The following is a 12304-nucleotide window of genomic DNA, read 5'->3' on the forward strand; positions in this document are numbered from 1 at the left end:
GGACAAGGAGGAAAGTCATGAAGATCAGCGCGCGCAACGTATTAAAGGGAAAAGTGAAACAGGTTAAGACGGGAGCGGTCAATTCCGAGGTTATTGTGAAGACGGCTAACGGCGACGAGATTGTATCTATAATAACCAACGAGTCGGCAAAGAACCTCAAGCTGGCCAAGGGCAAGGCGGTCTACGCCGTGATCAAGGCTTCAAACGTAATGATCATGACCGACTAGCTGCTGCCGAACTCAGAAACCCACCTATTCACCCACGATTTGCAGGATGATCTCCCGCGAGCGCGGGCGGTTATCGAAATCGACTACGATTATCTGCTGCCACGTGCCGAGCAGCAGCGCCCTGTTGGAGAAAGGAACGACGAGCGACGGCCCCAATGTCGACGCCCTTACGTGCGAGTAGCCGTTGCCGTCGCCCCAGCGCTCGTCGTGTTTATATTGCATATCACGAGGAACGATGCGCTCCCACATCCCCTTGAAATCGCTCACCACCCCCGGCTCATACTCGATGGTGGTCACCCCCGCCGTCGAGCCGCTGATGAAAACAGTCACTGTGCCGGATTCGACGCCAGCTTGAGAAACGATGCGTTCGACATCGGACGTGATATCGACGACGTCGAACTCGCCTTTCGTACGTATCGATATTCTCTCTGTTACGACCACTATCAACCCCCTGACCCCCAATCTTGGGGGAGGAAAAAACTGGGGGACACCCCCAGTTCCCCCGGCAGGAGCTTCTCCTGCACCTCTTTTTCAAAGGCTATTTAAAAAAGCAGCTCATCCAACTCGAACACAGGCCCCTCATCGCACACGCGCTTCATGCCGTGCCTGGTCTTTATCGAGCAGCCGTTGCACAAGCCGAATCCACACCCCATCCTGGCCTCCATGGACACCTGAATGCGCCTGCCTTTAAGGATTTTCATCTGCGACATGGCCTTATACATGTCCGCCGGACCGCAGGCGAATACCTGATCCGTATCATCGATCAATTCGCTCAACACATCGGTGACCATGCCCTTCTTCTCGATCAGGCCGTCCTGAGTCACGGGGATGAAATCGACACCCGCTGGGATAAGCTTTTTCGGATAGACCTGCTTCGCGGTCTTTGCGCCGAACAGGAGCGTCACTTGTCGACCATCGGATACGGAGCGCTCAGCGAGGAATATAAGCGGAGCTATGCCGACCCCGCCCGCCACCAGCAGCAGGCGCTTCGAGTCGACAGAGAAACCGCGCCCCATCGGGCCCAGGATATCGATGTGTTCGCCCTTCTTGCGCTGCGCCAGCCACTCCGTGCCCGCACCGACCACCTCGTACAACAGCGCGATCTCGCCCTTATCGTTCATGCGGTGGACGCCGAGAGGACGCCGTAATATCCTGTCGTTCGTCCCGCTGGCGCGTACCATGACGAACTGACCGGGCTGAGCCGCCTTTGCGACCGAGGGGGCTTTAGCCCAAAGCAGGTATATGTTAGGCATGACCTCGGCGTTCGATTTAACTACCGCATCGACGGGTTTCATTTGACCGCCTCGCGTTTCAGGTAGTCGCGCATGCGCTGAACCGAGAATGTCTGCTCTCCGTTCTGTATCGCGTTGACCACAGCCCGGATGGTATCCAGCGATGTGTAACAGGGGATGCGTTTCTCTATGGCCGTGCGTCTTATCTCGAACCCGTCGCTCTTGGGGCCGCGCTCGCCGGAATCCGTATTAACTATGCCGCGCAAGGTTCCGTCGCGGATGATATCGACGATATTGGGATACCCCTCGCTGAGCTTCTTGCTGATGAATGTCACAGGAATACCCACCGCCTTGAGCAGCGCAGCCGTCCCCTCCGTGGCGTAAAGCTTGAAGCCCAGCTTATGCAGGTCTTTGATTATCGGCAGCGCCTCCGGTTTGTCCTCGTCCGAGATGCTGACCAGCACCGCCTTCTCGGGCGGCAGCATCAGGTCCGCGGCCATCAGCGCCTTGGCCAGCGCCGCGGGAAACGCGTAATCCACCCCCATGACCTCGCCCGTCGATTTCATCTCAGGGCCGAGGTATCCGTCCACACCCCCGAGCTTGGACATGGAGAACACCGGCGCCTTCACCGCGAATAGCTTCTGTGTCGGCCATAAACCGCCCTCGTAGCCCTGCTCCTTGAGGCTCTGTCCCAGCATAACCCTGGTCCCCACCTTCACAATGGGAACGCCCGTGACCTTGCTGATGAAGGGCACGGTCCTGCTGGCGCGCATGTTGGCCTCAAGAACGTACACCGTCGAAGTGCCGTCCTCCTTGCGCATGATAACGAACTGTATGTTCACCATGCCCCTGACCTTGATGGCCAGGCATATCTCGGTGGTGTATCGTACGACTGTGTCTACCTCCTCTTGCGACAGGTTCAGGCCGGGATAGACCGCCATCGAATCGCCGCTGTGCACGCCGGCACGCTCGATGTGCTCCATGATACCGGGTATGAGCACCCGCTCCCCGTCCCCTATGGCATCGACCTCGCATTCCTTGCCTTCGAAATACTTGTCGATGAGCACCGGGCGCTTCGGGTCGACCTCGATGGCGCGGTTCATGTAATGGATAAGCTCCGTGGCGTTGTGCACGATCTCCATGGCCCTGCCGCCGAGGACATAGCTCGGGCGCACCAGCACCGGGTAGCCGACGGCCTTGGCCACGTTCAGCGCGCCCTCGACTGTTGTAGCCGTGCCGCCCGGCGGCTGCGGTATGCCGAGGCGCGCCATCAGGTCCTCGAAGTTGTGGCGGTTCTCGGCCTGATCTATAGCCTCGGCGCTGGAGCCGATTATGGGCATACCGGCGCGATGAAGAGGCTCCGCGAGATTAATCGCCGTCTGGCCGCCGAACTGGACGATGGTGGGAGGGGCCTTACCGTCGACGGTCTCATTCTCCAATATGTCCCTGACGCTCTCCTCATCCAGCGCTTCGAAGTAGAGACGCGTCGAGGTGTCGGAGTCGGTGGAGACGGTCTCCGGATTGGAATTGATGATGATGCTGCTGTATTTAGAATCCTGCAGGGCCCATGCCGCGTGCACGCTGCTGTAGTCGAACTCTATACCCTGACCGATGCGTATCGGCCCGGAGCCGATGACCACGGCCTTGTCGCCCTTTATCGGCTCGGCCTCGTTCTCCTGCTCATACGTGCTGTAGAAATAGGCGGTCTCGGCATCGAACTCGGCGGCGCATGTATCGACCATTTTGTACACGGGTGTTATCTTCCATTCATGGCGCTGGTCCCTTATCTGCTCCGGCAGCCTGTCGGCCAGCGTGCCGATCTGAACGTCCGAGAAGCCCGCGCGCTTGGCCTCGCGCATTATGGTCGGCGTGAGCGGCTCCGAGAGGAGACGTTTCTCCATGCGGATGATGTTCGCGAATTTATTGGTGAACCACGGGTCGATGGCCGTCTTGATCGAAAGTTCATCGGGGGTCATGCCCTTGCGCAGAGAGGCCATCATGGCCCACAGGCGCAGGTCGCCGGGCCAGAGCATATCGTCGCCCTTGCCCCAGTCGGGAGGTTCCCAGAGCAGCGACTTCCCGCCCACCTCGAGCGATCTCACCGCCTTCTGCAGCGCGGCCTCGAAGGTGCGCTCGATGGCCATGACCTCTCCCGTGGCCTTCATCTGGGTGCCTATCTTGCGGTCGCCGGCGGCGAACTTGTCGAAGGGCCAGCGCGGTATCTTGACCACGCAGTAGTCCAGCGCCGGCTCGAACGCCGCCATCGTTTTTCCGGTGACCCGGTTCGGTATCTCGTCCAGCGTCCTGCCCACCGCGATCTTGGCGGAGACGCGGGCGATGGGATATCCCGTGGCCTTGGATGCCAGCGCCGAGCTGCGGCTGACGCGCGGGTTGACCTCGATGACATAGTACGGGGGCAGGCCGCTGTCCAGCTTTTCGATAACTTCTTTGCTGCTGCCGCCCGGAGGCCAGTGCTTCGCCACCATCTTGTGCGGAGCCATGGCGAACTGGATGTTGCACCCGCCCTCGACGCCCAGCGCCTTGATTATCTTGATGCTCGCCGTGCGGAACATCTGGTGCTCCCTGTCGGTCAGGGTCTGCGTCGGCGCGACGACGATGCTGTCGCCCGTATGCACGCCCATCGGGTCGATATTCTCCATGTTGCAGACGGTGATGCAGTTGTCGTTCCCGTCCCGCATCATCTCGTATTCGATCTCTTTCCATCCCACCAGGCTCTTCTCGATGAGCACCTGGTGCACCGGGCTCACCGCCAGCCCGTTGGCCGCGATCGCCTTGAATTTCTCCATCGTCGAGGCGTGTCCGCCGCCGCTGCCGCCAAGCGTGAACGCGGGGCGTATCACCACCGGCAGGCCTATCCTCTCCACCGCCTCCGTCGCCTCTTTCAAGCTCTCGGCGATGATGCTCTCGGGAACGGGTTCGCCGATCTCCTCCAGCATTTCCTTGAACAGTTCGCGGTCCTCGGCTTTGCGTATGGTATCGATGGGCGTGCCGAGTGAGCGAACGTTATATTTATCCAGGATGCCGGCGTTGGCCAGATCGACCGCCATGTTGAGGCCGGTCTGCCCGCCCAGCGTCGGCAGCAGGCCGTCGGGGCGCTCCTTGGCTATGATGCGCTCGATGACCTCCACGGTTATCGGCTCGATATAAACGATATCCGCGATGCCCTCGTCAGTCATGATCGTGGCCGGGTTGGAGTTCACCAGGATCGATATCACGCCCTCCTCGCGCAGCGCCTTGCACGCCTGCGTGCCGGCGTAATCGAACTCCGCCGCTTGCCCGATGATGATGGGCCCCGAACCGATGACCAGCACCTTATTTACGTTCGCCATTCTTCCCCCAATTATTTTTCTTATCGACTATATATACGATCGTCGCCGCGTACTTTTTCGATATGAAATCCTTCTCACGATCCCTTTATCATCTTTACGAACTCCTCGAACAGGTTCACCGAGTCCATCGGGCCCGGCGAGGCCTCCGAGTGATACTGGATGGTGAATATGCGGTGTTCCTTGCTGCACAACCCCTCCACGGTGCCGTCGTTGATATTGATATGGCTCACCGTCAGCCCGCCCTTCACCGAATCGGCGTCGACGGCGTAGCCGTGGTTCTGCGCTGTAATGTGTATACGGCCCGTCTCCGTATCTTTCACGGGATGGTTGCCCCCCCTGTGTCCGAACTTCAGCTTGTAGGTCTTAGCCCCGAAGACGTGTCCCAGTATCTGGTGCCCCATGCAGATGCCCATTATCGGCTTCTTGCCGATCAGCGCGCCGACCGTTTTCTCCAGGTAGGGTCGGTCCGGAGCGCCGGGGCCGGGGGAGAGCAGTATGCCGTCGGGCTTTAGGCCAAGAATGTCCTCCGCCGATGTGTCGGAGGGCACGACGGTGCACTCGCAGCCCAGCGCGCTGAGGTGGCGCATGATGCTGTATTTGACGCCGCAGTCCACGACGACCACGTGGCAAACGGGTTTCCCTTTATACGAACCCTCCCACTTGTACTTTTTCTTGGCTCCGACGAGGCTCACGAAATCGCTCTTGTCGTACTTCGGCAGCTTCTTAATCTTTTTCAGCGCGCTGTCGGGAGATTCCGAAGTGATCATCCCCGGCATCACGCCCTTGTCCCGCAGGTGCCGCGTCAGCGAGCGCGTATCGAGATTGCATATGCCGGGTATGCCGCCGGCCTTGAGATAATCATGCAGGGTGGAGCCTATCTGCGAGTGGCTGGGGGTGTCGCACGGCTCGCGCACTACAAAGCCGGCCACCTTGATGCCATCCGACTGGAAATCCTCCCTGTTGATGCCGTAGTTGCCGATGATGGGATAGGTGCAGACGACGATCTGTCCGACATATGATGGGTCGGTGAGCATCTCCTGATAGCCCATCATGCCGGTATTGAAAACGACCTCGCCGTGCGCCGGCACATCCGCCCCGAACGACGTCCCCTCATAAACCGATCCGTCCTCAAGCACCAGGTTGATATTCTCGCTCACGCGCACCCCTTTCTATTTATGAACTTGCAGACCACTGATAGATTCAACCCCCTGTATCCCCCAATCTTGGGGGATTTTTAAAAAAGGATAGGGGACACCCCTAAAACCCCGTCAGGAGACGAGTCTCCTGTATCTCTCATCGAACACCCCCTCGGCTTTGTAGCTTCCCTCTCTTTACGAAAGAGAAGGCTAGGGTGAGTTCGAGGTGTCCCGTAGGGGCGCTGCTTGCTGCGCCCTCTTTATCGGGCAGGGCAAGCCCTGCCCCTACGGGTTCGTGTTCATTAGGGCGATCACATCCTTCCGGTTCCGGAAGGACGCCCCTACGCCTTAACAACGAACCCCTCATCTTTATAAACCACACGGCCGCCGTATACGGTGGCCATCACTTTTCCTTTCAATTTCTCGCCGGCGAGCGGCGTATTCCTGCCCTTCGATGCGAACTTCACCGGCTCGACAACCCATTCGGCATCCGGATCGAAGATGGTCACGTCGGCCGGGACGCCGACCTGCAAGGTGCCGATGTCGCCCCCCGCCAGCTGGCGGATGCGCGGCAGCGCCCGCGCCGGCCCCGACGTGAGCCTGGCCACCAGCGCCGGCAGGTCGATATCGCCGCGGTGCACCAGCGACATCGCGGAGCCGAGCGCCGTCTCCAGCCCGCTAATGCCGAACGCCGCCGTAGCGAAACCGCCCGACTTTTCGGACCTGGTATGCGGGGCGTGGTCAGTGGCCACGGCGTCGATAACGCCCTCCTTCAACGCGGCGACAAGGGCTTTAACGTCGCGTTCCTTCCGCAGCGGAGGGTTGACCTTGGCGTTGCTGTCGGCTTTCGCCTTGTTCGACGGTAACGCGACGCGCTCTTCGGTCAGCGTCAAATGGTGCGGCGTGGCCTCGGCCGTCACCGCGAACTTGCTGGCTTTGGCGCGGCGCATGAGGTAAACCGAGCCGTACGTGCTGACATGCGCTATGTGCACGTGCGCGCCTGTCATCTCCGACAGGGCTATGTCGCGCGCCACGATTATCTCCTCGGCGGTCTCCGGTATCCCCTTGAGCCCCAGCCTGTCCGCAAGCTCGCCCTCGTTCATCACGCCGCCCGCGCTCAGCTCGGCGTCCTCGCAGTGCTCGATAATCGTCAGGCCGCATTCGACGGCGGCTTCCAGCGCGGCGCGCAGCACCTTGTACTCGGGCACCGCGCTGCCGTCGTCGCTCAGCGCCACTACTCCGGCATCGGCCATCGCTTTAATGTCGACGATATCCTGTCCGGCGCGTTCCTTCGTTATGCAGCCGATGGGCAGCACGCGGACGACGCCGTCCTGCGCCGCCTTCCCGCGCACCAGTGCGACCATTTCCGCGCTGTCGATGGGCGGATTCGTATTGGGCATGGCGCACACCGTGGTGAACCCGCCCCTGGCCGCGGCGCGGGTGCCCGTAGCAATGGTCTCCTTCTTCTCGCCGCCCGGCTCGCGCAGGTGGCAGTGCAGGTCGATGAAGCCGGGACAGACGATAAGGCCTTTGGCATCGATGATTAAGTCAGCCCCGGTCGACGGTTCGGCGATACGGCTGCCGGCGATGAATATATCGCCCACCGCATCGACCCCGGATGCGGGGTCGATGATGCGCCCGCCTTTTATCAGTATCGACTCGGCCATAACTAACGCTTCTTGGCCTCCCTGAAGGCATACTGGCTGGGCGCGAAGCCCTGCGCTCGTGCCGCGGCCTCGGAGCCGAAGACCATCAGGTTCTCCGGCCTTATCTTGTCCAGCATATAGCTGTCCGAGCTGTAGTATTTCTTATGCTCGGCCGTGCCCTCGTGCCATTTGGCGCTGGCGATGTAAGGCGCCTGCGCCTCGTATTCGCAATAGACGCATCGTAATATCAGCGGACGCCCCTTCAGCACCCTGTACTTGTGATGGATATAGCCCTTTTCCGTCTTCTGGTTGGTGACGCACCTGTTATTGGTACAGTTGACATCGAAAACCTGGCCGTACGGTATCTCGACCGTCTTCGACCGGACATCCGTTCCCCCCTGAGGAACCTTGGCCGTCTTGGCCCCGAGCAAGAGCGATATCAGCGCCATCCTTATCGGCACGCCGCTGGCCACCTGCTTGAAATACATGCTGCGCGGGTCCTCATCGACCTCGTAGGCCAGCTCGTCGATGCGCGGCAGCGGGTGCATGACCAGCGCCTCCTTGAACTGCCTGTCCTTCAGCATCTTTTTATCGACGACGGGGTAATCCGAGTCCTTTCCCTCCGAGCCGTCCTCCAGCCGCTCCTTCTGCAGCCTGGTGATATACAGGGCGTCGATGCCCTTCTTCATTTCCACCTCCAGCCTGACGTCGGGCATATTGGTCAGCTGGTGCGGGTTGCTGGGGGTCACATATATGGCATCGAGACGCGAGTACTTATTCTTCACCTCTTTCGCCATGTCGTCGTAGCGCTCGAACACGCCGCCGTAATCGCAGGTCAGCTTGCGTATGACATGCTGCGGCAGGCTCAGTCCGGCCCCGGTGCGGAAGTGGATGCTGGCCCCGAAGCGCGCCAGCGCGTAGGACAGGGAATGCACCGTGCGCCCGTACTTCAGGTCGCCCCAGAGCGCAATCTTGAGCCCCTTCAGGCTCTTGCGCTGGCTTTTTATGGTGTACAGGTCGATGAGCGTCTGCGACGGGTGCTCGTGGCCGCCGTCGCCGGCGTTGATCACCGGCACCCCGGCGTAGTCCGCCACCACCCTGGCCGCCCCCTCCCACGGGTGCCGGATAGCGATGATATCGGCATAGCTGCCCACCACCCGCGCCATATCGGCGATGCTCTCCCCCTTGGAGAGCGACGTGTTGCCTATATCCATGACGGAGATGACCCTGCCGCCGAGGCGGTGCATGGCGGTCTCGAACGACATCCTCGTCCGTGTGCTGGGCTCAAAGAAGAGGCTGGCCAGTATCTTGCCCTGGCACAGGTGCGACTGCTCGCGCAGCGAGGCCGCCATCTCATCGGCGGTGGAAAAAACGGCCTCTATCTCACGGTTCGACAGATCATCGATGGTAATAAGACTCCTGTTCGCCAGGCTCATAGCCAACTCCTTTCGACGACGTACGGCCGCGCCACTCTATTCCTTGACCAGACCGTTCGTTACCAGCAGCACCGCATCGCTCCCGTCGATCTCCTTGAGCCGCACCAGCACCTTCTCTCCCGCGGCCGTCGGTATGTTCTTGCCCACGTAATCGGCGCGGATAGGCAGCTCCCTGTGGCCCCTGTCCACTAGTACGACGAGCTGGATCGACTGCGGGCGTCCGAAGTCTATCAGGGCATCCATGGCGGCCCTGACGGTCCGGCCCGTATAAAGGACATCATCGACGAGGATGATGCGTTTCTCTTCAAAATCCGGGGGTATATCGGTGGGGCGCAGGGGCGTTACGCTCTCGTGGAATGAGAGGTCGTCGCGGTGCAGCGTTATATCGAGTGCTCCGACGGTGCTTTCCTTGCACTCCAGTTTGCCGATGAAGGAGGCGATGCGCTTGGCTAAGGGCACACCGCGGGTGTGAACGCCGATGAAAAGTAAATCTTCGCAGCCGCGGTTCCTCTCCACTATCTCGTGCGAGATGCGGGTGACGGCGCGCCTGATGTCCTGCTCGTCCAGCAGTACTTTTTCAGGCATAAAAAATCCCCTCTGCCACGGATATGGTAAGGGGATATAAAGTTTTAGTTATATGGTTCACTGCGTACTCCCTTTCCAGTCTCACAGGGCTGGTATTAAAAGGTTAACCGCTAAATTTCAGGTAGTATATCACTTATTTACCGGGGGTGCAAGCGAATTTTGGCGGATCGACAGCCATTAGAAAAGAGGTACAGGATTCTTCCTGACGGGGTATTAGGGGTGTCCCCTAATTTAATAAATTTCCCCCAACGTATGGGGGACTAACAGGGGGTTCGGATATCACATCTCTTAAAATCATCTACCGGTTGGGCAGCAGCCCGACCACCTTATCCCAGATGATCCTCTCGATCACGTTCTTGGGAAGAGACCCGTCAACCACCATCCATAGATTGGGGTCGGCCTTAACCATCTCAAGGTATCCCTGCTTCACCCGCTGGTGAAAAACGAAATCCTCCAGCTCAAAGCGGTCCTTGTTGCGCTTGCGGGCCAGGGCCTGCCCCACATCCGTATCGAGGAATATTATCAGGTTCGGCTCCAGCCCGCCCGTGGCGATGTTATTAATCCTGTTTATCAGGTCGAAATCGAGGCCGCGGCCGTATCCCTGGTAGGCGATGGTCGAGTGGTAGAAACGGTCGCAGAGAACGACTTTGCCTTCTTTAAGCGACGGTCGGATGACATTGTTGACCAGCTGCACGCGCGAGGCGTTGAACAGCAATAGCTCGGCAACCGGATCGCTGTCCGCCTCGCCCTTGAGCCACTGCCGCACCTCGCGGCCAAGCGGCGTGCCGCCGGGCTCCTGCGTCAGGATGACCGGCACGCCGGAAGCGCGGATGTTCTTGAACAGCGCCCTGGACTGGGTGCTCTTGCCGCACCCTTCGCCGCCTTCAAATGTTATGAATAATGACAATTGCGACTCCTTTTTACATTGTCATTGTCCGACTTGGTCGGACAATCCAGAAAAGGCGAATGCCATTCGCCCTGATATGTTATCAACCCCCTGCATCCCCCATATTTACTACTGTCATTGCCCGACTTGATCGGGCAATCCAGGCTTCTGGATCATCCGGTCAAGCCGTATGATGACATAGGGGACACCCCTAATACCCCGGCAGGAGAGTATCTCCTGCACCTCTTTTCTTTTCCCCTCTCTTTACGAAAGAGAGGGTCAGGGTGAGGGACTACCCGTGATAAATTCTAACACGCCGGCGCGGCTCGCGGCCTGTGCTTTTCGACCTCAGATCGAACCTCTCGGCAAGCTGATGCTGCATCATCCTGATATAGGAATTCTGCGGGCTGAGCTCAACCTCCTCCTGCCTGCCCTGCGCCACCTGTGATATGGCCTCCTCCGCCTCCTTCATCGCCGGGCTGGAGGAATCCTCGGGCTGCCTGATATCGAATATGTTCATGAGAGACTGTTCCATCTGCGATATCCGGTTGTTCTTGAGAACGTATATCGATATGCCAAGCGCCTCCGCGTCGTGGAGCGGCTGGGGCTTCCTGCGATAGTAGCTCTTGGAGGTCATGACGAGCGTTGCATCCTTGACGCTGTTGGTGATCTCTACCTTGATGCCCAGCTTATCCAGCGTCTGCTCCAGCTTGCCGCGGTTGATGCCGAAGGGGTATATCCTGGCGTCGCTCTCGGTACGCTCCCTCCTGATTTCCTGCCTGGGCGCGACCGCCGCGGGCTTCGTCTGCTCGCGCCGCACCTCCTCGTTCTCATCCACCCAGCGCAGCTCCGGCAATATGGGCCGCCCGCGCAGCATTGAGTCGACAACTTCCGCCACGTCGGCATGAACCGCTACGTGATACCAGTCCTGGATCTCGACAACTATATCGAAGGTGGGAGGAGCCTTGCGCTCCAGTACGGACTTGCGCGTGCCGCGGCGACGCGCCTCCTCGTCGCCCAGCGTAACGCTCTGGATGCCGCCCACCAGGTCGGCCAGCGTGGGGTTCATGATCAAATTATCAAGGGTGTTGCCGTGGGCCGTAGCTACGAGCTGAACGCCGCGCTCGGCTATGGTGCGCGCCGCCTGCGCCTCCAGCTCGGTGCCTATCTCGTCGATGACGATGACCTGCGGCATGTGGTTCTCCACGGCCTCGATCATGACGGCGTGCTGCAGGCTGGGGGTTACCACCTGCATGCGGCGCGCGCTGCCTATGGCGGGGTGCGGTATGTCGCCGTCCCCGGCGATCTCGTTGGACGTATCGACGATGACGACGCGCTTTTTCAGGTCGTCGGCCAGGACGCGGGCCATCTCCCTGAGCATGGTGGTCTTGCCCACGCCGGGACGGCCCATGAGAAGGATGCTCTTGCCCGACTCGATCAGGTCGTCGATGAGCTTGATCGTGCCGTAGACCGCCCGCCCCACGCGGCAGGTGAGCCCCACTATGTTGCCGTCGCGGTTCCTGATGGCCGATATGCGGTGCAGCGTTCGCGCGATGCCGGCCCTGTTGTCGCCGCCGAAAGCCCCGATGCGGCTGACCACGTATTCGATATCCTCAACCGTGATCTCTCTATCGGTAAGCGTGACCTCGTCATCCGGGTAACGCGCCTGCGGAAGACGTCCCATGTCCATGATCACTTCCAGCAGGTCGCCGCGTTCCCTGCGCTTCTGTATCGGCTGCGCGACATTAGGAGGCAACCTGTCCAATAAAGCGTCAAGATCGTCGGTTATTCTCTGAAACATCCTTC

10 protein-coding genes are annotated in these 12304 nt (G+C 59.8%); 1 reads left to right on the plus strand and 9 read right to left on the minus strand.

Going from position 1 to position 12304, the window contains the following annotated elements; all coding sequences use genetic code 11:
* The first annotated feature begins 17 nt into the window (after positions 1 to 17).
* A complete protein-coding gene (locus tag WC562_07045; protein ID MFA5055906.1) occupies positions 18 to 227 on the plus strand; it encodes a TOBE domain-containing protein in 210 nt (69 codons plus the stop codon).
* Between the two features lie 24 nt (positions 228 to 251).
* Here the strand turns inward: WC562_07045 and WC562_07050 are convergent, their stop codons facing one another.
* The 9 genes from WC562_07050 to WC562_07090 form a co-directional block, all read right to left on the minus strand.
* Positions 252 to 668, minus strand: a complete 417-nt coding sequence (locus WC562_07050; GenBank protein ID MFA5055907.1) for a secondary thiamine-phosphate synthase enzyme YjbQ — start codon at positions 666 to 668, stop codon at positions 252 to 254.
* A gap of 101 nt (positions 669 to 769) precedes the next feature.
* Complete coding sequence (locus WC562_07055; GenBank protein ID MFA5055908.1) at positions 770 to 1522, minus strand: dihydroorotate dehydrogenase electron transfer subunit; 753 nt, start codon at positions 1520 to 1522, stop codon at positions 770 to 772.
* Positions 1519 to 4809: a carbamoyl-phosphate synthase large subunit gene (gene carB, locus WC562_07060; GenBank protein ID MFA5055909.1), complete on the minus strand. Its 3291-nt coding sequence runs from the start codon at positions 4807 to 4809 to the stop codon at positions 1519 to 1521. Before carB ends, WC562_07055 begins: the two co-directional genes overlap by 4 nt.
* 74 nt (positions 4810 to 4883) lie before the next feature.
* On the minus strand, positions 4884 to 5966 hold the full coding sequence (carA, locus tag WC562_07065) for a glutamine-hydrolyzing carbamoyl-phosphate synthase small subunit (GenBank protein MFA5055910.1): 1083 nt from the start codon (positions 5964 to 5966) through the stop codon (positions 4884 to 4886).
* Positions 5967 to 6286: 320 nt separating this feature from the next.
* Positions 6287 to 7612, minus strand: coding sequence for a dihydroorotase (locus WC562_07070; protein MFA5055911.1), 1326 nt, complete (start codon positions 7610 to 7612; stop codon positions 6287 to 6289).
* Positions 7613 to 7614: 2 nt separating this feature from the next.
* A complete protein-coding gene (pyrB, locus tag WC562_07075) occupies positions 7615 to 9027 on the minus strand; it encodes an aspartate carbamoyltransferase (GenBank protein ID MFA5055912.1) in 1413 nt (470 codons plus the stop codon).
* Between the two features lie 36 nt (positions 9028 to 9063).
* On the minus strand, positions 9064 to 9612 hold the full coding sequence (gene pyrR, locus WC562_07080) for a bifunctional pyr operon transcriptional regulator/uracil phosphoribosyltransferase PyrR (protein MFA5055913.1): 549 nt from the start codon (positions 9610 to 9612) through the stop codon (positions 9064 to 9066).
* 298 nt (positions 9613 to 9910) lie between these two features.
* A complete protein-coding gene (tmk, locus tag WC562_07085; protein ID MFA5055914.1) occupies positions 9911 to 10519 on the minus strand; it encodes a dTMP kinase in 609 nt (202 codons plus the stop codon).
* Between the two features lie 271 nt (positions 10520 to 10790).
* Entirely contained in the window at positions 10791 to 12299 is a 1509-nt protein-coding gene (locus tag WC562_07090; GenBank protein MFA5055915.1) for a R3H domain-containing nucleic acid-binding protein, read from the minus strand.
* Between the last annotated feature and the right edge of the window lie 5 nt (positions 12300 to 12304).

This window comes from Dehalococcoidia bacterium, assembly GCA_041649635.1.
Lineage (GTDB): Bacteria > Chloroflexota > Dehalococcoidia > E44-bin15 > E44-bin15 > JAYEHL01.

Coding starts and splice junctions, on each gene's coding strand:
- WC562_07045 (MFA5055906.1), top strand. CDS start 18: ATGAAGATCAGCGCGCGCAACGTATTAAAGGGAAAAGTGAAACAGGTT.
- WC562_07090 (MFA5055915.1), bottom strand. CDS start 12,299: ATGTTTCAGAGAATAACCGACGATCTTGACGCTTTATTGGACAGGTTG.
- WC562_07070 (MFA5055911.1), bottom strand. CDS start 7,612: ATGGCCGAGTCGATACTGATAAAAGGCGGGCGCATCATCGACCCCGCA.
- WC562_07055 (MFA5055908.1), bottom strand. CDS start 1,522: ATGAAACCCGTCGATGCGGTAGTTAAATCGAACGCCGAGGTCATGCCT.
- carB (MFA5055909.1), bottom strand. CDS start 4,809: ATGGCGAACGTAAATAAGGTGCTGGTCATCGGTTCGGGGCCCATCATC.
- pyrB (MFA5055912.1), bottom strand. CDS start 9,027: ATGAGCCTGGCGAACAGGAGTCTTATTACCATCGATGATCTGTCGAAC.
- pyrR (MFA5055913.1), bottom strand. CDS start 9,612: ATGCCTGAAAAAGTACTGCTGGACGAGCAGGACATCAGGCGCGCCGTC.